We start from the raw sequence: 22,277 nt of genomic DNA on the forward strand, positions 1-22,277 counted from the left end.
TTTTCATGATTTACGTTGACATAGATATTACCCAATTTAACCATTTTGCCAAGGATATGTATTCTGATGACAAAATACTCATTGATTCGTTCAAATTCTTGAATGACGCTGATGGCTTCCAACTTCTTGTCTCAAAACTTAATTCCTTAAATAAAGACAACATCATCGTTGCGGCTCTCCTAATAATAAACATTATATATTATAGCAGAATCAATAGATAATGCAATAAAAAAGATATATCGACATATTATGAAATTTTGGCGAAATATCTAAACTGGAAGATTAAGATATAGAAATATGAAATATAGGCCCAGAAGGATATGGCTGTACCTAGGAGGCAAATGTAAGCCAGACTAAGAATGGCATCCCTATCCAAGGTGCCGGGATAGGAGAGGGGAGGATATATTAGAGATATGGCTGCCCCGCCTATAAGCATACCCCAGAAAATGGAACCTCCTACAGCCAGGATAATTCCTTTTAGTCTATTGGAAAGTGTAATCATAAATCACCCTTTAAAGCTAGTTAATCCCCATATACACTACAACAAATACGTTTATTTGTCCAATACTAATTTAGTCAATAGTATACGCAAAAAAAGGGTTGAAGTTAGTTTTACAATCGTAGATTTTTAAAATAACGAAATTTTTTTCAAAAAAGTGTTGACAATGATTAGTTTCCCCTCTATAATAATCAATGTTGCGAGGCGCTAAGGCCTCAGAAAAATGTCTCACTAGCTCAACTGGTAGAGCATCTGACTCTTAATCAGCAGGTTCGGAGTTCGAGTCTCCGGTGGGACACCATTTGAGATATGCAGGTTGGAACGTGCTTCTAACCTGTTTTTTTTGTATATATGATTGTTTCAAGGAGGATATCTATGCGCATATTGATTACTAATGATGACGGCATTCAATCTCCCGGTCTGGAAGCTCTGGTCAAGGTACTGCATAAGGAGCATCAGGTGATTGTGGCAGCCCCTGCTTCTCAGCAAAGTGCCAAGGCTCATGCTATTACCGTAAGAGAACGGCTATATGTGGAGGAATATGCTCCACTGCAGGAGGCTTATGGCATCAAGGCTTTGGCCATTAGCGGTACGCCAGCAGATACTGTCAAGCTGTATGTAGAAGGGATTATTCAAAGGAATCCTGCTCTGAAGCCGGATTTGGTTATTTCTGGCATTAATGATGGCTCCAATGTAGGTACGGATATTCTTTATTCTGGCACTATTGGTGCCGCTACTGAGGGATATGTGCAGGGCGTTAATGGTTTGGCAGTGTCTCTAGACTATAATGCAGAATATGATTTTGAAGTAGTGGCCAAGGAAATTGCAGCTAGGTTGCAGTTGCTTTTCCCTGTAGGCTGTGGCAAAACCCTTTTGAATATAAATTTCCCCAAAAGATTGGCTCAGCAGCCAAAATGGCTGTGGTGCCGTCAGGGAGTAAGGGATTATGCCAATGCCTATCAGCCCCATCACGATGAAAATGGCAGACTATATTATGTAGTCGGTGGTGGTCCCTTGGATGGAGGAAATCCAGAGGATACTGATGTTATGGTTACCTTGGCAGGAAATATTGCGGTAACCCCTCTTCAGCTGGAGAGAACCAAATATGAGAATCTCTGCCCAGGCACGGAATTAAATATGTAGAAAATATTATTTTCCCTGACTACAACTTGGTAGGGAACTATGTTATAATACAAACATAAAGAGAACAAGAGAGACATAGGAGGAATGTAGACAATGAATTCTGTAGAGAAATCCAAAATCAAAGATATTAATTTGGCACCATCTGGTCATGATAAAATAAACTGGGTAAAGAATTTTATGCCAGTAATGAATGCTATTGAAAAGGAGTATTCCGTATCCAAGCCTTTTGCTGGTATTCGCATGGTTATGACCATGCATTTGGAGGCAAAGACCGCTTATTTGGCTCTGGTATTGCAGGCTGCCGGGGCGGAGGTTATTGCTACAGCTTCCAATCCTTTGTCCACTCAGGATGATGTTTGTGCAGCTTTGGTAGAGGATGGGGTAACTGTTTTTGCTCATCATGGCTGTGATATGGACGAATACGATGCTTATATTGATATGGCACTGGATTGTGAGCCTGATATTATTATGGATGATGGCGGTGATTTGATTTATCGTCTCCACAATCAGCGCCGTGAGCTGCTGCCAAAGATTATTGGTGGTTCTGAGGAAACTACTACTGGCGTTATTCGCGATAGAGCATTGGAGGCCGCTGGCAAGCTGGAATTCCCTATGATGGCTGCTAACGACGCTTATTGCAAGTATCTCTTTGACAATCGTTATGGCACAGGCCAGTCCACCTGGGAAGGCATTATGCGGGCCACTAATCTGGTAATTGCAGGCAAGACTGTAGTTATTGCTGGTTATGGCTGGTGTGGCAAGGGTGGCGCTATGCGTGCCAAGGGCTTGGGTGCCAATGTTATCATTACCGAGGTGGATCCAATCAAGGCTATTGAGGCTGTTTTCGATGGTTTCCGGGTAATGCCTATGGATGAGGCTGCCAAGATTGGTGATATTTTCCTGACTCTTACCGGTGATAAGGATATTCTGCGGAGCTGGCACTATGAGTCCATGAAGGATGGCGCTGTTATGGCCAACTCTGGTCACTTTGATTTGGAGATAAATATCCCTGAGCTGGAAGAGGTATCTGAGTCCCGTCGTCCAGTTAAGCCTGGTATTGAGGAATTCAAATTTGCCAACGGCAAAAAGCTGTATCTGTTAGGCGAGGGCCGTTTGGTAAACCTGGCTTGCGGTGACGGACATCCAGCAGAGATTATGGATTTGAGCTGGGGCGTACAGTTCTTCTCTGCTTTGGAGATTGTAGAGAATCATGACAAGCTGGAGAACAAGGTATATGTGCTGCCAGAGGAAGTTAATGCTAAGATTGCCAAGATTAAGCTGGCGGCTATGGGCATTGAAATTGACGAGCTGACACCAGAACAGTATGCTTATCTGCATCAGTGCTAAGAATAGAGAAAAGATAAGTACGGAAGAGGGATATATATGAAGATTTTAATCAAGGGTGCCAATGTTTTGCGGCCTGATTATTCTACTGATATTGCTGATATTGCTGTAGAAAATGACAAAATTGCTGCTGTAGGAAATATTCCTGAGAGCTTTGTGGCTGACCATATTATTGAGGGTAAGGATCATTTTGCGGTGCCAGGCTTGGTTAATGCTCACACCCATGCATCTATGACCTTGCTGAGAAGCTATGCCGATGATATGGAGCTGATGGATTGGCTCAACAATAAAATATGGCCATTAGAAGCCAAGATGAAGGAGCAGGACATTCGCATTGGTGCTCAGCTGGCTCTGGTGGAAATGATTCGCACTGGCACAACTGCCTTTGCAGATATGTACGGGCCTTGGATGGAAATCGTTGCTGATGAAACCATTGGCGCAGGCATTAGAGGTATTCTGAGCCGTGGGGCTATTGGCTTTATGCCGGGAGCAATGAAAACTCTGGAGGAAAATGTGGAGTTGTTCCGCAACTATCATGGTTCAGGAGACGGCAGAATTAGCGTATTGTTAGGCGTTCATGCACCATATACCTGTCCACCGGATTTCTGTCAGGCAGCAGCTAAGGCTTCTGTGGAAAATGGCATTAATGTACATATTCATATGTCTGAAACTCAGGCAGAAATCAAGGAGATTCAGGAAAAATATGGCAAGCGTCCATTTAAATATATTGAGGATACTGGTCTGTTCCAGCGTCCATCTATTGCCGCTCATTGCGTATGGCTGGATGATGAAGATTTGGCCATTATGAAGGAGCATCAGGTAACACCAGTGCATAATCCAGGGTCCAATATGAAGCTGGCCAGCGGTGTAGCTCCAGTGCCTTGGCTTTTGACTCATGGGGTGCAGGTAGCTCTTGGTACTGATGGAGCTTCCAGCAATAACAATTTGGATATGCTGGAGGAGGTTCGCTTGGCTGCTATGCTCCACAAGGTAAAGGAGCTGGATCCTCTAGCTGTAGATGCAGCTCAGGCTCTGCGTATGGGTACAGAATATGGTGCCAAGGCTCTGTGGCTGGATAATGTAGGCAAAATTGAAGTTGGGGCCAAGGCGGACATTGTTCTCTATGATATGCGTCGTCCAGAATGGTGTCCACGACATAATCTGGTATCCTTGCTGGTTTATTCTGCTAATAGCTCTAGTGCAGATACCATGCTTTGCAATGGCCGTATTATTATGGAAAAGGGAGAATTGAAAACTATGGATGAGGAAAAGATTCTCTTTGAGGCCAATAAATGTGCTTTGGATTTGGTTAATAGATAATTAGGGCAATAAAAGACGGCATAGCCACTCCAATTTGGAAAGGTCATGCCGTTTTTCCATATTTATCTATTTATATTTTATTACAAAAATTATGAGAAAATGAAGGAGGTTCCTGTGGCAAAACCAAGGAATAATTATTATGCTGTTCTTTCTGGCCGTCAGCCAGGTATCTACAAAAACTGGGCAGAATGCCAGCGACAGGTGGTGGGGTTTAAGGGAGCCAGATTCAAGGGTTTTGTAACCTTGGCAGAGGCTCAAAGCTATATGGAGGGCAGCGAAGGCACCAAGGCCTTTGATGCGGATAGCTTAAAACAAGGAACTGTTATCTTTGTGGATGGCTCCTATCGTCATGGCTGCTATAGCTGGGGTTTTGCGGCTTATCGGAATGGACATCTGGTTTTTGAGGACAAGGGCAGGGGAAATTCTACAGAAGCTGCTAGATTGCGGAATGTGGCTGGTGAAATGGCTGGAGCCCAGCAGGCTGTTCTCTGGGCTGAGGCTCAGGGAGAAGAAGCAATTACTATTTGTCATGACTATGAGGGGATTGCAGCCTGGCCACTGAAGCGATGGCAGGCTAAATTGCCAGAAACCAAGGCTTATGCAGAGTTCATGAGTGCTCGTTTGAATATGGTGCGCTTTCAGAAGGTGGAGGGCCACACAGGTGTAGAAGGCAACGAACGAGCAGACCAGCTGGCCAAGGCTGCCTTGGAGCAAATCTGATTTAGCCAAGGGCCACATCCAAGGTCATCATGAGGCTAAAGCCCACGGCAAACATAATAGTGCCCATATCGGAATGTGTACCAGTGGACATTTCTGGTATTAGCTCCTCGACTACTACATAAAGCATGGCTCCAGCAGCAAAGCTAAGCATATATGGCAATACTGGTATTACTAGGCTGGCAAAGATAATGGTTAATATGCCGGCCAAAGGCTCCACAGCCCCGGAGAACATACCCCAGCCAAAGGCTTTGCTGGTGCTAATGCCAGCAGATTTCAAGGGCATGGAGATAATGGCACCTTCAGGAAAGTTCTGAATGGCAATGCCAATGGAAAGGGCAGTAGCTGCGGCCAGGGATATTTCGGATACCCCTGCCTGCCAGCTGGCATATACAACACCTACAGCCATTCCTTCTGGAATATTGTGGATGATAACTGCTAGTACCAGCATCATGGTTTTGGAGAAGGAACATCTGGGGCCCTCCTGTTCCTGACTGTACATATGAATATGGGGCGTAATATGATCCAGTAGCAGCAAGAACAGGATGCCTAGCCAAAAGCCTGCTACAGCAGGTATAAAGGCAAAACTGCCCATATCTGCTGATTGCTCCATAGCAGGAATTAACAGACTCCAAATAGAGGCAGCCACCATAACTCCAGCAGCAAAGCCTGTCAAGCTGCGCTGTACCAGCGGGTTTAGCTCCTTTTTCATGAAAAAGACACAGGCTGCCCCCAAGGTGGTGCCGGCAAAGGGGATTAATAACCCTTGCCAAATACTGGTATTTAATAGTTCAGACATAGATAAAACTCCTTTCTATTGTATTTTATGATAACTATTATCAATTACTTTACTCCATGCTAACGGGTGCTAAGGCTCTGGATTTATTCGACTAAATTCAGTGGGAGTCTAAAGCTCCCACTGAATAAGTCTCATTTTACTGGGCAATACTATATTGCTTTTTGTCACAATAGTCAAGCTATTTAATTGTGAAGGAGGTTCTAATTATGAAGAAAATATTTATCTGGCTTTTAGCGATCCTATTTTTGGTTCCCATGGAAGCTGGAGCTGAAATCCGCAATTCACTTCAACAGGCCAGATTGGCCTACATCTGTGCTTTGGCAGATATGGCGGTATATGATACAGATATGAATGATGTGGTGCGGCAGGAAATGAATCGCCTTGGCTGGCGTTTCACTGATTATCGTAATAAGGACGCCAGAGCAAATACGGTTTTTTATACCGTAGTTAATATGCAGGCAGAACCAGGCCAAAGGGAAACCTTGATTGTTATTCCTGGCACAGAAAAGCTTAAGGATATTGAGGTAGATTTGCGCTGCAGCAAGGTATTGTTTGGTGGCTCCAATATTAATGAATTTCGTCAATACGCTGAGCAGGAAAAGGTAGATAGCAATGCTCCTATGGTCCATAGAGGCTTTAATGACTACACCATGACAGCTTTTTTTACGCCACGGGAGAGCGGGAAAATAGCTGCCGATGAAATACAAAAATTTCTGTCAGAATCCAATGATCATTTGTATATTACAGGTCACAGTCTTGGAGGAGCAGTGGCTACCTTGTTAGGGGCCAGATTGGTGGCCGCTGGAGCAGATGCCAGCAAGCTAAGTATCTTTACCTTTGGTGCTCCCACGGTAGGTAATACGGCTTTTGCTGAGGAATACGGCTGTCTCTTGGATGTAAGCCGCTATACCATGAGCGGGGATTTGGTGAAAAACGCCTTGCAAATGTTAAAATCCGGCTATGTACAATTTGGTACAGAGTATAAATGGCAGAAAAATGAAAATTCCCACAGGTTTAATCACTCTATGGCAGGCTATTTGGATGCAGCCATTCGAGGCTATTATGATGAATCTTTAGGAGGAGTGCTGACCTTGCAGCAACTGGCCTCCTACAAGCCAGAGGCTATAAGTGAGGAAGGAATGGCAACAGGTCCCCTGTGGAATCAACAATTTGATAAGGGGAGAGTATATATTGCCCCTGTGCAGATGAAGCTGCCTGAAAATATTCAGAATGATAGTGCTTATATGCAGTTGGCAGTTGGAGATCTGCTTATGAATCAGTTCCAGAGAATACATGTGGATGAAAATGCTGTAGCAGCCTCCAATGAAGTGGATACCTTGTTTACAGCCTGCCAGGAAGCAGAACAGGTGGGCTGTGAATATATTGCCCAGATAAAAATTAGCGGTACTATGGACAAGGCAAATCCCAATTTGTATAGAATTGCTACAGAAACCAGCTTCTTTACAACCTCTGGGGAACCAGTGGCATCTTCCATGACTTCTACCACTACTAAGGAAATTACGCCTATAGAGGCTGCCATGTATAATATGGCTCGTTTAACAGGTGATATTCAGCAGGCCCAGGCAGAGGGTATCTTGCCTAAATGAAATTATATAAATAGTATCTAAAACACAACCCCCTATGAAATTTGAAATTTGCTTCATGCTTCTTAGGGGGATTACTTTATTTGGGACAAATTTGGCAGTTTATCTTCATAACCTGTTCCATCATAATATGTAGTAATTTTGTTTGTTGAGAATCGGCAGTCCGATAATAAACCTCCTTGCCTTCCCGACGGCTGGTTATCAGCCCGCTGGCCTTGAGTGGCCGAAGATGGTGGGAAATGGCTGGACTGGACATATTCATCATAGCGGCAATATTCTGTACACATTCCTCACAATGACAAAGCAGCCAAAAAATCCGCAAACGGGTAGGATCTCCTAATTGCTTGAAAATATCTGAAACAATGCGAAAATCTTCAATATGGTCTATATTGGCGCAAAGAAAATTAAAGGCTAATTCATTTTCATGATGGTCATGGGGAAGTTGCTTTTCCTGACTCATTTAATTCAGCTCCCTGTATTAATATACAAATCAGATGGCATACCAATGAAAAAATTTCTCACTGGTATTGACTTCTGTCTGTACATATATTATACTACATACATAACAATTAAACAAATACTTAATTGTTAAATCAATCCATTTTAGAAAGGAGATTTTCAAATGAAAAGAAATTACAAGATTGAGGTAGATTGTGCCAACTGTGCTAATCTTATGGAGGAGGCCACCAAGAAAACTGCTGGGGTAGCCAATGCTGTAGTGAATTTTATGGCTCAGAAAATGATTGTAGAGTTTGAAGACGGTCAGGAGCCTAAGGCTGTTATGGAAGAAGTGCTGAAGAATTGCCGTAAGGTTGAATCTGATTGCGAAATTGAATTCTAATTGGGTATTCGTTAATCCAGTGCTGGAATATTCAATATTCGGGAGGTAAGCAATGAACAAAAAACAAAAACTAATGTTGAAGCGCATTATCATAGCCAGCCTTTTGCTAATAGCCCTGCAATTTGTGCCTATTACTGGTGTGTTGCAGTTAATATGCTTTTTAGCGATATATGGCATTATTGGCTATGATATTCTTTGGAAATCCTGGAAGGGGATTCGCAACAAACAGGTCTTTGATGAAAACTTCCTGATGGCTGTAGCTACCATAGGCGTCTTTGCTTTGGCAATTTATGAACAAAGTGGAGATTACAATGAAGCTATTGCAGTTATGCTGTTTTACCAGATTGGTGAGTTATTCCAAAGTTATGCGGTAGGCAAAAGCCGTCGCAATATTACAGCTTTGATGGATATTCGGCCGGATTATGCCAATATTGAAGTGGATGGACAGCTTACCAAAGTAGATCCTTATGATGTGGCTGTAGGGGATATTATTGTAGTTCAGCCTGGGGAAAAGGTTCCCTTGGACGGAATTGTACTGGATGGCAAGGCCAGCCTTGACACCAGTGCCCTTACTGGTGAAAGCGTCCCCCGCAATGTTGTGGTAGGGGATGAAATTACTAGTGGCTGTATCAACATTAATGGAGTGTTGAAAATTCGTACCACCAAGGAATTTGATGATTCCACGGTAGCCAAGATTTTGGAGCTGGTGGAAAATGCTACCTCCCGTAAGTCCAAATCGGAAAATTTTATTTCCAAATTCGCTCGGATATATACGCCATTTGTCTGCTATAGTGCCTTGGCCTTGGCTATATTGCCACCTTTGGTCAATCAATTTATATGGCAGGTTGGTGCTAATTGGGAAATTTGGGTATATAGGGCCTTAACTTTCTTGGTAATCAGCTGTCCTTGTGCCTTGGTTCTAAGTGTGCCCTTGAGCTTTTTCGCTGGCATTGGTGGTGCCAGCAAAAAGGGAATTTTGGTTAAGGGCTCCAATTATCTTGAAGCCCTGTCCAAGATAAAATATGTGGTTTTTGACAAAACTGGCACCTTGACTCATGGAGTTTTTCAGGTTAGCGCCGTACATCACAACACTCTGGCCCAGGAAAAGCTGTTAGAATATGCAGCCTTGGCAGAATGTGCTTCATCTCATCCTATAAGCCTGAGTCTGCAACGAGCACATAAGGGTGAGATAAATAGAAATAGAGTTACAGATATTCAGGAAATAAGCGGTCATGGTATTGTGGCCAAGGTAGATGGAAAATATGTAGCTGTAGGTAATGACAAGTTGATGGCTCAACTTCATGTAGCATATAAAAAGTGTCATAGCACTGGCACCATTATTCACATTGCTATTAATAATGACTATGCAGGACATATTGTGATTTCCGATGTTATTAAGCCTCAATCAAAGGAAGCAATTCAGGATCTAAAAAAGGCTGGTATCAAAAAAACTGTTATGCTTACTGGTGATAGAGATTCTGTGGCCCAAGAGGTTGCTCATGAGCTGGCTATTGATGAGGTTCACAGTCAGCTGCTGCCTGCAGACAAGGTTATACAGGTGGAAAATTTGCTGACTGCCAAGGAAAAAGACAGCAATTTGGCCTTTGTGGGCGATGGCATTAACGACGCCCCTGTATTAACCAGAGCAGATATTGGTATTGCTATGGGAGCTATGGGCTCTGATGCGGCTATTGAAGCTGCCGATGTAGTTCTTATGGATGATAATCCAAGAAATATTGCTAAGGCCATTAATATAGCAAAGAAATGTATGAGCATAGTTTACGAAAATATTATCTTTGCCATTAGTATTAAGGCGTTGTGCCTGCTTCTAGGGGCTGTAGGTATAGCAAATATGTGGTTTGCTATATTTGCCGATGTAGGAGTTATGATTCTGGCAGTATTGAACGCTATTCGTGCCCTAAATGTAAAAAATTGTTAAAGCGTCATTCTGGCTAAAGTACATATCCCCTTTGAGATACTGTTTTTTATAGCGACCTCGTTGGAAAAACTGACAAGGTTATGGAAAACAGTATTCCTTAGGGGATTTTTGTTTTTAGCAAAAAAATAATATACAAGCTGATTAAATTGGATTATAATAATAAATATATATATAATATATGTATTGATAGGAGGTCATCATTATGGAGATGAAATCAGTGGCTGTTCTGGGAGCAGGAGCAGTTGGTTCCTATATAATTCAAGGTTTAGCAGAGAAACCGGGTATAACTCTAGGCGTTGTGGCTACAGGAGAGCGGGTTCAGCGCCTTGGGCAGGGTTGCAAGATAAATAATAAAATTTATCATCCTCAGGTGTGGAGTCCCAAGGAGGCTCATAATGTGGATCTTCTGGTAATAGCACTGAAATATGGTGCCTTAGCCGGGGCGTTAGAGGATATTAAGACTATTGCGGGGGAAAATACCACAGTTATAAGCCTGATGAACGGTGTGGACAGCGAAGAGACAATAGCATCTGTTATTGGGCCGGAAAAGGTGCTTTATTCTCTTATCAAAATAGCTTCCCACAAGGAGCAGGATGAATACGTATTTGATGTAGAATCTACAATTGGTATTATTTTAGGCGAGCTGCAAGCTCCCTTTGATAGTATTAGAGTAAAGGCGATAGAAAAGCTCTTTGCTGAGACAAATATTCATTATCGCGTAACAGAGCACATCCGGGAGGAAATTTGGAGCAAATTCCGTCTCAATGTTACCAATAATTTACCCCAGGCAATATTAGGGGCAGGGGTTGGCTGTTATCGTGATAGTCAACATATGAAGTTTATTAGCAAAGCCCTGCGCCGTGAACTGGAAGCCATTGCAGCAGCTAAGGGAATTGATATTTCTTTGGCTGAAAAAGCCGTTACCAAAGGCTGTCCAGTACCACCAGCAGCCAGATATTCCACCTTACAGGATTTGGATGCTGGTAGGCATACGGAAATTGATATGTTCTCAGGAGCGTTGATAAATATGGGGCAGCAGCTGGGGATACCGACTCCTTTCAATGAATATACCTATCATATGATTAAGGCTCTGGAGGAGAAAAATAACGGCTTATTTGATTATACTAGCCAAAATCAGCAAATAACCTGTGCCAAATAAAATTTAGTCAGGAGATTTTGCTTGTATATTAGATGTGTGAATTGTAAGTTTGGAGAGGTGTATATTTATGAAGATTATTCCAGAAACAAATTGGAAAGAGGACATGAAGGTTTTTCGGACGGCAGCAGCAAAATATTATGCAGGCGAGCTGAAAAGAGCTGAATATAAGGGGATTTCCGGCAAGTTTGGCAGTTACGCCCAGAAGGGAGATAAACCTCTGAGCATGCTGAGATTGAGAATGCCTGCCGGCAGACTTACACCTAAAAAAATGGCCTTTATAGCCGATTCTGTGAGAAAATATGCCATAAATAAAATGAAGTTTACCACCTGTCAGACAGTTCAACTCCACAATCTGGAACTGGAGCCAGTATGCCAGATTATGGAGGATGCCTTGCAGGTAGGCATTGTAACTGTTGGTGGTGGGGGAGATTTCCCTCGTAACATCACTTGCTCTCCTTTATCTGGTTTAGATAAGGATGAATACTTTGATGTTATGCCTTATGCGGAGATTGCTGGACAGTATGCTATGCAGTTTATCAATGCTGAGAAGATGCCTCGAAAATATAAAATAGGTTTTTCCAGCTCCCCTAAAAACCAATCCCATGCCACCATGCGTGATTTGGGCTTTGCAGCTCGTCCTGATGGCAAATTTGATGTATACAGCGCAGGTGGTCTGGGCTTAAATCCAATGATAGGTGTTAAGGTAGCTGAAGCTGTAGAACCAAAGGATATTTTAAAATATGTTCGAGCCATGTGGGTATTGTTTCGTACCTACGGAGACTATAAAAATCGCATGAGAGCCAGAAGCCGCTTTATGCAGGAAACTTTGGGAGGTCCAGAGAATTATCGGAAGGCTTTTCAGGAAAAGCTGGCCGAGGTAGAGGGGACTGATGATTTCGGTTTTGAGATTCATCCCAATGTGATTACTAAGACTGGCACAGATACTATTCAGCATCCAAGAGCTATTCCTCAGAAACAGGAAGGACTTTATAGTGTAATATGGCATCCATTGGGAGGATGTCCAAATCCAGAAATTTTCTGTCAGGTTAGCGATGCACTGCAGGAAGTTGAGGCGGGAGAAATCAGATTAGCCCTTGACGAAACTGCTTATATTGTTAATCTTAATGCCGAAGAAGTAGAGAAATTTATTGCTATAACAGCTAGCGATACAGCACGTTCCCAGTTTGAGATGGCCTCTGCCTGCATTGGTTCATCTATCTGTCAGCAGGGAGTACGGGATTCTCAGGCTGTGCTTAAGGTAGCAGTAGAAGCTGTAAGAGAAGCAGGTATTCCTGATGGGGCATTGCCTGCTATTCATATTTCTGGCTGTCCTGGCTCATGTGCCACTCCACAGCTGGCTGTTATGGGTTTTCGAGGTGCTGTTAAGGAAAGACAGTCTGCTTGGCTTTTGACAATTAACGGCTGTGAGCTACAGGGCAAGGAGGTTTTTGGCCAAGAGGTAGGCGTAATTTTTGAGACAGAGGTACCGGATTTCCTGGTGGCTTTGGGAAGAACTGTAGCAGATAGCGGTATGAGCTTTGCCGATTGGCTCAAGGCGAATCCGGAGGGGATTCAGAAGGCTGCTGAACCATTTATCTAATAAAAGCATTGAAGATAGGTGACCTTCAAAATTAAACTTTGGGGAGACGGCTGATTGTCGTCTCCTTTTTTTGCTAAAAAAATTCCTCGGCACAGCCTAGTCTGTTACCGAGGAATCTATTGAATATTAATCAAGCTTGCTTTTCGGTTTCGTTAATTACGCAGGTTACAGCGGCATCACCAGTGATATTAACAGTAGTACGGAACATATCCAGAATACGGTCAATACCAGCTACCAAAGCCAACCCCTCCATAGGCAGGCCTACGGAAAGGAGAACCATGGAAAGCATAATCAAGCCTGCACCAGGAACACCAGCAGTACCAATGGAAGCTAGAGTACCAGTCAAAATGATCATACCCATCTGAGCCATAGTAAGGTCAATGCCATAAACATTTGCTATAAACAGGGAGCAAACACCCATGTAGATAGCTGTACCATCCATGTTGATAGTAGCTCCCAAAGGCAGTACGAAAGAAGTAATATCACGAGAGCAACCCAGCTTCTCCTGGCAGTTCTTCATGTTGATAGGCAGTGTAGCTGCAGAAGAGCAGGTGGTGAAAGCAATCAGGATTGCTTCAGACATACCACGGAAGAACTTAAGAGGGGAGGTGTTGCCCCAGATACGAGCCATGCTGGAATAAACAGCAACAGCGTGAATAACACTACCAAACGCCATACACGCAATAACAGACAACAAAGGCAAAAGTACCTTAGGACCATTCTCGGCTACAACTGGCAGCAACAAGCAGAATACACCGATAGGAGCGAACTGCATTACCATGTTGATAATCTTATAGCTGACTTCAGCAGCTGCATCGAACCAGTCAATCAACAACTGGCTCTTTTTGCCGCCAACCTGAAGAATACCAACGCCAACAAACAGAGCAAAGATAATGATAGGCAAAATATCAGCCTTGGCCATAGAAGCAATAGGGTTAGTAGGCACCATTGCAACAAATACCTGCATAATGGAAGGTGCTTCCTTTACCTTGACAGCCTCGCCAGCGGTCATTTCAAGACCAATACCTGGATGGATAACGCCGGCTACAATAAAGCCAATCATAATAGCAATAGCAGTAGTGAACAGGTAAATAAAAATAGTCTTTATACCAATACGACCTAGCTTTTTCAAATCGCCAAGACTGGTCATACCGACTACCAAGGATGTAAATACGATTGGTACAATAACCATCTTGATTAAATTGATGAAAATAGTACCAACTGGAGCAATCCACCATTTAATAAATGGTAGACCATCAACCCCTGCCATCAAGCCAACAACAACAGACAGTACCAGGGAAATTAGAATTTTGACTGAAAGATTCATAGTAACCCTCCTAATTTGTATAGATAAAATATACTCATCCGGCATACACTGTCTAGGGAAAAGACAATGTATGAAGATATGCCTTTTATATTCCTTCGTCTAGGATATAGGAATATGAAGGCTTTTATGCTAAGAAACTGTCCGCACTACAATTTCTTAAAAATATATTTACTGACTATATGAGAAGCATAGTCAGCCCACTAGATATGAGCTAAAACTGTAAACATAAATAGCTGCAAGGCTATAGTAAATTTGGAAATAATAGCTATAATTTCAAAGGTTTTCAGATCTGGCTCATTTTTGTCAACCCAACGCTGCAAAAGTCTCGGCTTATCCTCAGCACGCTTGATAACGGAACTAACCCTTACTGTGAAGCGAAGAGCTATAATCTGCTCCGTAAAGAATATGCAAAAGCAAACAAAGAAAAATGTAATACGATAATATATATCATTAACGAGGGCGTAAGCAAATTTGTAGGCTAGATAAAATCCAACTATATCAATAGCCAACAGGGCAAAGGCCATCATCAGCATACATTTGGCAATGTAGGAGGGGGCGATAAAACGCTCTATCTCCATAAGCTGGTCTACAAAATCCCTATCCTCCGATTCTTGAAAAATATGATAGAGACTAAAGCCAGCATAGGCAAGCCAAACAATAGAAAACAAACAAACTTCTAACACTAGTATCGCTCCTTTATTTAATAACATTATATATCAAAACTATAGAAAAATCTATAAAAATTATAATCCTTTACGGAATATTTATTAATTTGCACTTTGTATACAGGTATTCATGCTTGAACACACAGATAAATGGTTATAAAACTGTAGCCAGAGGGCAAATTTCCTTAGAATGAATAGGTAAAAAAGCAGTGAGATTATAAAGTAAACTATTATCTATATTCATCCCTAAATTCCATTACAGGAAAATATTACTGTAATTCCTGATAATATAGCACAAAAAAACATATCACTACTATAATATATACATTATAACATCTATGGTGTGGAAAGAAAATGCCTATGCATTTTCTTTCAATAGTATTTTTACAATGGTAAAAGTGTTATATCCATAAAAATAAATTAAATTTTCATAAATTAATCATATTGCAACGCATAAATAAAAGCCCTTGCATTGTCGCAAGAGCTTTTCAGGATACTTACAAGAGGTCGTCATCACTATGATTGTGGTCAGAACATTGGGATCCAGTATAAATGCAATAAAAAAAGAAAAGCCCTCTAAACGCAGATGTAGCAAGCAAAAAAGCGTTAAGAGGACTGAGTGAGGGCACGCACGGGCCCAAACCTTGTTTCAATTCTAACACAAAAGGTGATAAAATTCAAGGATTTAGACTACAGGTCACTAGGGGGCATTACCAGCAATTTTCCACAATTACATCCGATAATGATAAATTATCGGATGTAATTGCCTAAAATAGCTGGTAATGTCCCCTAGTAACTTATGGACTAAATCCTTGTGCTATAAGGCTTTATATCAACATTGTGTTATTGATAGATTGAAATGTATAGTGCTTAAAAAGTGCCCAAAATAGCGACTTGCAAAAATATTTTTTTTGCAAGTTTTTTATTGCTCAAACTCACTTTTCAGTCACCCTGATTTCCCTGATAGTTTCCGACACTTGCTTAGTCTGCCCATTGTCTAATTTGATGTGGGATGACTTTCACGCCATATTTCAAACACGCATTGTGTTCCATGCGACACCCGCGGTAATTCTCCCAGCCATCTGCAAAATAAGCAACATCAGCTTTTGCAAGAAACTGAAAACTTTTACCCAAAAGCCATAGCCCGCTAGCCTTAACATCAGCTGGCTCTTCTTCACCCTGAAAAAACGAATCTAATACTTCCACTTCATTGCCTGGAAACATTTTTCTGACTATTTCAATAGCCTTGTTACGTTCCGTCAAAATATCTTCGTCGGTCTTTCCTCGCATACCTTGTGAGATAAACAACTTCATAAAAAAATCACTCCTTATTTTTTCTTGGCCAGACTGAATAATTATTCATGGCCACTACGGTATCGCCTAAACATATTCAGATTGGCCATAAATATATTAACCTTTGTGTTGTCACCAGGAATACGTGACTTTTGCCATCACTCTATTATCATCTGTATCGTAATCTAATCCGACACCCATATAACGGCCACTTTTGCTGATTTTCCATTGGTGGGTATATCCAACAGTCTTTTCAGCAGGGTAGTACTCTATTGTATTGATGTGCTTCTTGTATGCCTGCACATTGTACTGGTTGAGATTAACCGTTGCGTTCTTATCCAACTTATCAAGCTCTACAGACTCGTCTGGGTGGTCTTTATCAGTGACTATAGAGAAGTCTGCCTTTTCCTGCTTACTGGCCTTTTCAGAAGCCTCCTGAGCTTTGTTGCCTGTGGTTTGAATAATATATACAGGTTCTTTTTCAGTCACTCTGATTTCTCGTATAGTTTCAGATACCTGCTTTGTCTGCCCGCTGTCCAGCTTGATGTGAGCATTGCTGGCAGCCTTTTCAATCCCTGCTGGTGTTTCTGCCTGTTGCTGTGGCATAGTAGTTGCAGGCTTGGTTGTGTATCTATTCAAACCCGCATTAGCAAAAGCAAAAACCACTGTCAATAAAATCAAAAAGCTCATGACTATAAAAAGGCCTCTATTCCATTCCCCTTTGAACCAATTCTTAATTTTCTTCCACATAGTTTTCCTCCTATGTCGTATAAGGCGGCAGCCTAAGCCACCGCCACACACCATTACACTAATTCTGTTTGTACCAGTTAGCTTTGCCTCTCAACACATCGCCACCCCGTGTACCGTTAGTAGACCACGGATTATACGCTGGACTTTCAGCAGTACCAAGGTACTCTAAATCTCCTCTTGTGTCTCCGTCCTGATAGCTATCGTTCCACCATGCGTAAGGATTATGAGTACCGATACCGCCGTCCTCATTGTTGGCAGCCTCGCCGTGTGTAAGGACGTGATCCTTGTCGATAGTCAGCCACCATGCAGAAGCCACGGCATTAATCACTTGGGCCATTACTTCAATCTGCTTTGCTGTAGGAGGATAAGAACCTAGATCAGCAGAACCAGCTCCATAGGCACAACACAAAGCAATGCCTAAAGAACCGCTGTTTCTCCGCCAAGTATGACTCTTAGTCTCTGCAAAATTGGTAGTAGATACATAAATTTTGCCATCGCCTGTAATATTAATATGATAATCCGGAAAAGTAGTGCCATATTTGCCTGCTGTCCAATGCAAATAAATCTTCGGCTCGTGGCCATTAGCCTTAGCAATGCTCCAAATGCTTTCCCGACTTTCTTCTGCAAGCTGCTTTACCTGCTCCAACGTTACTTCCTGCATATCAATCACCCCCACAAATCAATACCTTCATCATATGCCCGTATTTCCAGAACACTCAAATAATCAACCATAGCTGCCATCTGCTTATCGTAAGTAGCTCTCGGACAAGTAGGTGTGAAATCAAGCTCTCCTGCATCCCACTTTTCACACATTCTCTTCAAGCCCTCATAGCGAATCCTCAGCTGGCGGTACTCAGTTTCAAACCGATTCTTGTAATCGGGACTCTTCATATCAAACACTGTAGCCAGCAGTGGAGAGTTATCTTCTGCGGCATAAGTTTTTTCGAAAATCTCTTTCGGGATCCAATTTTCATGAACGTCACCACGCTTTACGAGATAACCCTCATCAGCAGGATTTTCATCCGCCGGAATCTGCCAGCCACGATAAATATTATAATCACCGCGGGTTATAGGTCTTGCTTCGACTCTTTCTACACCAATATACTTCTGCATAATATTACCTCCTAATAATCACTCAGGACGTTCCCCGTCGCTGGAATTATACTTACTGTCAAGATAGTAACGGGCGTATTTAGTGCCGGCTAAAGCAGCAACGCCTGTCATACCGGCTACTACGGCAGAGATACCCTGCCAGCAGCTACCCAAGTCAAACTTTGCTCCGCACAAGCCATTGGCCCAGAAGCCGATAAACCAACTGAACATTACCAGTGCCAAGAATACCATCATAACTGTTACCAGCACGCCAATCTGCCGTGTCTGAACGGCTTTGAACAACTCTTTCAACTTATCCATAGTTATATCATCTCCTATCCGATTTTCTTCTCTAGCCCATCGAGCCGGTGATGCGCCGACTTTGTGGACTCTTCAACCCGTGCTAATCTCACATCGAAGCTAGTCAGCTTGTCATTCATCCTGTCAATAGATGTATTAAGCTTATCTACCGACTCTCCCAGGGCATCCACTTTTTCATCAATAGAATGTATCAAATTATCAAATCTAACATTCATTGGCTTCAATGTTACTTTATACAGCAGTGTACAAGTAGCAGAAGCTATCGTGATAATCTGTACAGCGCTAGTCAGTATATCTCCCACCAGCCATCACTCCCCGTTCTTTAATGCGTATAAGCTAAGCAATCTCAGCAACTTGATATTCATCTCAATCAGCTCCTCGTTGCTCCTTACGCTCAACTCTTCTTGCAGCTGCAAGTCGGTTTTCTGCTTAATATTCTGAAAATCATGCTGCATAATCTTCACCTGTATCACTGCTCAGCTTCAAGCTGAGCAACCTCGGCTTCCAATGCATTAATCTTGTCCCTCACTTTCTGGCGCTCTGCCAGCAAAGTTGCAGTGTCATATGGCATAGTCTTGGCACCGGAAAGGGTGGCCTCATAGCATTTGATTACACGGTAGTCACCGATTTCACTGGTGTTACTTGAAAGACTGGCCTCAAGGTTAATAATTTCCTGCTTCTTTTTCTGAATTTCAATTTTCTGTTCGTCCATTTTGTTTTCCTCCATAAAATAGTTTATAAAAATATTCATCCATCTTCTTTAACTTTATGCCACTATCATACTTGCTGTATGACCCGCGCCACGACTTATAGCAGTGTATTACGTGACTAAAAGACATTTTGCCTTCCCTGCAAAGCCTGTGGAACTTCTTTAGCTTGCGCCGTTCCCTCCTGAAAGAGCTGCTATGTACTTTTCTTATAAGCCCACCGGTAGGCTTCAGCTTATAGTTGATTTTCAGCCAGGTAAGCCAGCCAAAAATTTTTCTGATATGTGTTTTATCTTCATTCACAAAGATACCCAATTTGCTGCACATAGCTTTGATGTGAGTATATATCTCCTTCAATTCTTCTTTACTGCTTGTGATGATATATGTATCATCCATATATCTGCCATAGTACCGCAAACCTCTGACAGTCTTGCAGTAATTATCTATGCGGTGAGGATAGTATATGCCCGTTACCTGGGCTGATTGATTGCCAATCCCCAGAGATTTTCGCATAGTTTTCTGTCCTGTGCGCTTCTTTCTGGGTATTTCATCATACTTTAGAGCATTGAATGGTATATCCATACATTTTTTATATTCTTCATCACTCATATATGAAACATCTACTTCAAACTCTTTAAAGCAGCCGGCAACAAATGCCAGCTCGTCAGCGTCAAGTACCTTTGAGAACATTTCCAGAGCCTGCCTGTGTCGTACATTATCATAGTATTTAGTGAAATCCATGAGTAGAATATAGGCACTATAGCCATATTCTCTATACGCATTTCTGAGATGAATCTCAAAACGTCGTCTGGCAAATTCAAGGCCTTTATCTTTTAAGCTGGCCCCGTTGTCATATATGAGTTTTGGTCTTACTTTGGGTATCAACACATTGTCATTAAGTGACCGCTGTACTACTCTATCAGCTATATGCTGAGCTTTAATAAGCCTGGTATGCCCACGCTCTTGAAGTTTAAATTCTGTCATTGGCTTTGGCTTATAGCAGCCATTTTTTAAGTTACTCTGCATATGCAATAGATTGAGTAATAGATTAGCTTCATAGCTCTGCACTCCTTCCTTCCATTCCACGCCCTGCCTTGACTTCATATATCCATCAAAAAGACTATTAGCATTATATATATCTTTCATTGACATAGCAGATATAGGCTGACAGTTATCTTTACTGCCAGCCTCATCTCCTTTCCTGGCAGGGCTTATAGCAACATCTACCTTGGTAGGCTGCGTCCCTGTCTTAGTGTTCGTCCGCTATTCATGCGGAGCTGGTCAGCCTCCCCTTATCTGCCACCCGCAACGGCAACAACGGCCTAGGTGCAGGTGTTAATAATCGGGCGCACGCCCCCGCCAGCATTGCTAGCGTTGTTGTTGTTCGGGTTGCCGTTGTTGTTCGCATTGGCAAAGTTGGAACCGGAGGCACGTCGGAGGCAAACCTTTATTTTCTATTTGCAAGATACTTCTTATATTGAGCATTAGTGCGATTTTGCCAATTCTTTATGGCTGTCAGCTCTTTATCCACAAGCTCCACATAGGGCATTAATCGTTCTTTGTCAACAGGAAGTATATAGCATATATTTTGCATTGCTCTCAACAGCCTATAACAGTCTGCTTGAGCTAATTTCTGGTACTTTCTTCGGAGGGTATGCCAATATTCATAGTCATTAGCAGTGGGATAAATAGAGTTTGCTGTCACAACATTTTCTTCCAGCGAATCCATAATTCTAATTATCTTTGCTCTATAGTGTTCTATAAGCCACAGTGGCCATTCTGCTTCCACATCTATGCGATATTTTTCACACAGTGCTGTATATACAGTGCGGTCAGCCTCAGTCATTTTCGCACTATGTACAAAAGATTTGAGACTTCTGTTTACCGGTTTTACACCGAAGTCACGAATGAAAAGCCTAGTTATTTCTTGCTATAATTTGAAAAGTGTGTGAAAAAATTCTAGCTTGCTCTCACTTCTTCTGCCTAATGGTACCGTCATTTTTTACCTCCTAATCTATGGCGGGGCAACAAGGCCCCGCCTTTTCCAGTTTAGTGTCAGCCGACACAGATAAGCGGGCGCACGCCCCCGCCAGCCCAGCTAGCGTAGCCGTTGATCGGGCTGCCGACGTCGTACGCACCGGCAAAGTTGGAACCGGAGGCAACAGACTTCAGCCAGAACCACTGCCTAGAATAAGAATGTCCTTTGAACTGGAAGATTGGCAGTCGCTCGCAATCTTCAGCTGTATCAAAGAAGGAAGAGCTGAAAATAGTGCTGCCGTATACTGCTACTTCCGACATTAAGCAGGATTTAACAGTGAACCAGTCCCCCGCAGTGCTTGCGCCTTTCCAACCTGCACCGGCATTGCTTGCAATATCTTTATTGACAGTAGTCGTCAGATAAGCACGCCGACTCAGCAAGTGATTCCCCAACACCTTTGTCAGATTTGCGTCAACAGCCGGAATTACAGTCTTGTGCATATAGCTGTTTGCATAACCGCCGGTAGTATCGTCTGTGTCATTCATCTTGCTAGTAGTGAGATTCGTCTTTGGAATCAGAGCAAGATGATGAGTAGCAAAATCGCTATCACCTTTGTGTAGATATGTATCAAAACCTGCAATCTCCCACTCTACATTGTAAGTGCCGTCCTGAATCTTGAAATAATCACCGATATACAGGTCGTTAAAAAGACCGGTAGATACCCCATGGTCGCTCAAAAACTGTTGTACAGCAGACACGCTGGCAAATATGCCAAAGCTCTTGCCCCGGTATATGCCGTTATGAGACAATCCCTGCGTGCTGATAATATCCATGATACCTTTTGATGTTATAGCTTCTGTCTGCTTGTTTAAGGCTTCAACAATCTGCTTTCCGGTTTCATCTAATAAAATTGGTTTCGTTACAGTCGCCATTATGTCTCCTCCTTACACGTTATACGTAACACATATTTTGCCATCTTCAATAGATAGCCCTGCTGCTGTTGTGGCTTCTTGTGCTTTTGCTGGAATGACAGTGCCATTTTGCAGTTCTTCTATAGCAGCATAGGTGTATCTTATCACCCCGCCACTATCGTCGCATTTTGCCTGTCGATGTACCAAGGGTACAAACTCCCCATCAATCAACACACACACTTCACCTACTATGTTTTTTGCCATTTCA

The 22,277-nt window shown here is 42.4% G+C and carries 25 protein-coding genes and 1 tRNA gene; 10 read left to right on the forward strand and 16 right to left on the reverse strand.

Annotated features, from left to right (window positions below; genetic code table 11):
- Positions 1–724 precede the first annotated feature (724 nt).
- The 5 genes from I6E26_RS00685 to I6E26_RS00705 all read left to right on the forward strand — a co-directional run bounded on the left by I6E26_RS00685 (position 725) and on the right by I6E26_RS00705 (position 5,026).
- Positions 725–800, forward strand: a tRNA-Lys gene (locus I6E26_RS00685).
- A gap of 74 nt (positions 801–874) precedes the next feature.
- Complete coding sequence (gene surE, locus I6E26_RS00690) at positions 875–1,642, forward strand: 5'/3'-nucleotidase SurE (RefSeq protein WP_235319896.1); 768 nt, start codon at positions 875–877, stop codon at positions 1,640–1,642.
- Positions 1,643–1,735: 93 nt separating this feature from the next.
- Entirely contained in the window at positions 1,736–2,989 is a 1,254-nt protein-coding gene (locus I6E26_RS00695; protein ID WP_235319897.1) for an adenosylhomocysteinase, read from the forward strand.
- A 36-nt stretch (positions 2,990–3,025) separates the two neighbouring features.
- On the forward strand, positions 3,026–4,306 hold the full coding sequence (locus tag I6E26_RS00700) for an amidohydrolase (RefSeq protein WP_235319898.1): 1,281 nt from the start codon (positions 3,026–3,028) through the stop codon (positions 4,304–4,306).
- Between the two features lie 114 nt (positions 4,307–4,420).
- Positions 4,421–5,026, forward strand: a complete 606-nt coding sequence (locus tag I6E26_RS00705; protein ID WP_235319899.1) for a ribonuclease H1 domain-containing protein — start codon at positions 4,421–4,423, stop codon at positions 5,024–5,026.
- 1 nt (position 5,027) lies between these two features.
- Here I6E26_RS00705 and I6E26_RS00710 read toward each other — a convergent pair whose 3' ends face one another.
- Entirely contained in the window at positions 5,028–5,822 is a 795-nt protein-coding gene (locus tag I6E26_RS00710; protein WP_235319900.1) for a ZIP family metal transporter, read from the reverse strand.
- Positions 5,823–6,028: 206 nt separating this feature from the next.
- On the opposite strand from I6E26_RS00710, the gene I6E26_RS00715 reads away from it, so the two are divergent.
- Entirely contained in the window at positions 6,029–7,429 is a 1,401-nt protein-coding gene (locus I6E26_RS00715; protein WP_235319901.1) for a lipase family protein, read from the forward strand.
- Positions 7,430–7,505: 76 nt separating this feature from the next.
- On the opposite strand, the gene I6E26_RS00720 is transcribed toward I6E26_RS00715, so the two are convergent.
- On the reverse strand, positions 7,506–7,886 hold the full coding sequence (locus I6E26_RS00720; protein WP_235319902.1) for an ArsR/SmtB family transcription factor: 381 nt from the start codon (positions 7,884–7,886) through the stop codon (positions 7,506–7,508).
- Between the two features lie 162 nt (positions 7,887–8,048).
- Here I6E26_RS00720 and I6E26_RS00725 point away from each other — a divergent pair, with 162 nt between their 5' ends.
- The 4 genes from I6E26_RS00725 to I6E26_RS00740 all read left to right on the forward strand — a co-directional run bounded on the left by I6E26_RS00725 (position 8,049) and on the right by I6E26_RS00740 (position 12,965).
- Complete coding sequence (locus I6E26_RS00725) at positions 8,049–8,267, forward strand: cation transporter (RefSeq protein ID WP_235319903.1); 219 nt, start codon at positions 8,049–8,051, stop codon at positions 8,265–8,267.
- Positions 8,268–8,319: 52 nt separating this feature from the next.
- Positions 8,320–10,206 carry a heavy metal translocating P-type ATPase gene (locus tag I6E26_RS00730; RefSeq protein ID WP_235319904.1) on the forward strand — a complete coding sequence of 629 codons (1,887 nt, stop codon included), beginning with the start codon at positions 8,320–8,322 and terminating at the stop codon, positions 10,204–10,206.
- Positions 10,207–10,408: 202 nt separating this feature from the next.
- Positions 10,409–11,365: a ketopantoate reductase family protein gene (locus tag I6E26_RS00735; protein ID WP_235319905.1), complete on the forward strand. Its 957-nt coding sequence runs from the start codon at positions 10,409–10,411 to the stop codon at positions 11,363–11,365.
- 67 nt (positions 11,366–11,432) lie between these two features.
- Positions 11,433–12,965, forward strand: coding sequence for a nitrite/sulfite reductase (locus tag I6E26_RS00740; RefSeq protein ID WP_235319906.1), 1,533 nt, complete (start codon positions 11,433–11,435; stop codon positions 12,963–12,965).
- 130 nt (positions 12,966–13,095) lie between these two features.
- Here I6E26_RS00740 and I6E26_RS00745 read toward each other — a convergent pair whose 3' ends face one another.
- The 14 genes from I6E26_RS00745 to I6E26_RS00810 all read right to left on the reverse strand — a co-directional run bounded on the left by I6E26_RS00745 (position 13,096) and on the right by I6E26_RS00810 (position 22,273).
- Positions 13,096–14,292, reverse strand: coding sequence for a dicarboxylate/amino acid:cation symporter (locus I6E26_RS00745; RefSeq protein ID WP_235319907.1), 1,197 nt, complete (start codon positions 14,290–14,292; stop codon positions 13,096–13,098).
- 200 nt (positions 14,293–14,492) lie between these two features.
- Positions 14,493–14,975 (reverse strand): hypothetical protein, encoded by a 483-nt coding sequence (locus I6E26_RS00750; RefSeq protein WP_235319908.1) that lies wholly within the window; start codon positions 14,973–14,975, stop codon positions 14,493–14,495.
- Positions 14,976–15,938: 963 nt separating this feature from the next.
- Positions 15,939–16,271, reverse strand: coding sequence for a hypothetical protein (locus I6E26_RS00755; RefSeq protein WP_235319909.1), 333 nt, complete (start codon positions 16,269–16,271; stop codon positions 15,939–15,941).
- A gap of 111 nt (positions 16,272–16,382) precedes the next feature.
- The gene (locus I6E26_RS00760) at positions 16,383–17,000 is read right to left on the reverse strand and encodes a hypothetical protein (protein WP_235319910.1); all 618 of its coding nucleotides are present in this window, start codon (positions 16,998–17,000) and stop codon (positions 16,383–16,385) included.
- Between the two features lie 58 nt (positions 17,001–17,058).
- Positions 17,059–17,661, reverse strand: a complete 603-nt coding sequence (locus I6E26_RS00765; RefSeq protein WP_235319911.1) for a peptidoglycan recognition protein family protein — start codon at positions 17,659–17,661, stop codon at positions 17,059–17,061.
- A 5-nt stretch (positions 17,662–17,666) separates the two neighbouring features.
- Complete coding sequence (locus I6E26_RS00770) at positions 17,667–18,113, reverse strand: crAss001_48 related protein (protein WP_235319912.1); 447 nt, start codon at positions 18,111–18,113, stop codon at positions 17,667–17,669.
- 18 nt (positions 18,114–18,131) lie between these two features.
- Positions 18,132–18,413 (reverse strand): hypothetical protein, encoded by a 282-nt coding sequence (locus I6E26_RS00775; RefSeq protein WP_235319913.1) that lies wholly within the window; start codon positions 18,411–18,413, stop codon positions 18,132–18,134.
- A 14-nt stretch (positions 18,414–18,427) separates the two neighbouring features.
- Positions 18,428–18,715 carry a hypothetical protein gene (locus I6E26_RS00780; protein WP_235319914.1) on the reverse strand — a complete coding sequence of 96 codons (288 nt, stop codon included), beginning with the start codon at positions 18,713–18,715 and terminating at the stop codon, positions 18,428–18,430.
- Positions 18,716–18,721: 6 nt separating this feature from the next.
- Positions 18,722–18,877 (reverse strand): hypothetical protein, encoded by a 156-nt coding sequence (locus tag I6E26_RS00785; protein ID WP_235319915.1) that lies wholly within the window; start codon positions 18,875–18,877, stop codon positions 18,722–18,724.
- Positions 18,878–18,882: 5 nt separating this feature from the next.
- Positions 18,883–19,125 carry a hypothetical protein gene (locus I6E26_RS00790; protein WP_235319916.1) on the reverse strand — a complete coding sequence of 81 codons (243 nt, stop codon included), beginning with the start codon at positions 19,123–19,125 and terminating at the stop codon, positions 18,883–18,885.
- Positions 19,106–20,272 carry an RNA-directed DNA polymerase gene (locus I6E26_RS00795; protein WP_235319917.1) on the reverse strand — a complete coding sequence of 389 codons (1,167 nt, stop codon included), beginning with the start codon at positions 20,270–20,272 and terminating at the stop codon, positions 19,106–19,108. Before I6E26_RS00795 ends, I6E26_RS00790 begins: the two co-directional genes overlap by 20 nt.
- Positions 20,273–20,567: 295 nt before the next feature.
- Positions 20,568–20,966 carry a hypothetical protein gene (locus tag I6E26_RS00800; RefSeq protein WP_235319918.1) on the reverse strand — a complete coding sequence of 133 codons (399 nt, stop codon included), beginning with the start codon at positions 20,964–20,966 and terminating at the stop codon, positions 20,568–20,570.
- Positions 20,967–21,175: 209 nt separating this feature from the next.
- A complete protein-coding gene (locus I6E26_RS00805; protein WP_235319919.1) occupies positions 21,176–22,030 on the reverse strand; it encodes a hypothetical protein in 855 nt (284 codons plus the stop codon).
- Between the two features lie 12 nt (positions 22,031–22,042).
- Positions 22,043–22,273, reverse strand: a complete 231-nt coding sequence (locus tag I6E26_RS00810) for a hypothetical protein (RefSeq protein WP_235319920.1) — start codon at positions 22,271–22,273, stop codon at positions 22,043–22,045.
- Between the last annotated feature and the right edge of the window lie 4 nt (positions 22,274–22,277).

The sequence above is a fragment of the Anaerovibrio lipolyticus genome (assembly GCF_021531495.1).
Lineage (GTDB): Bacteria > Bacillota > Negativicutes > Selenomonadales > Selenomonadaceae > Anaerovibrio.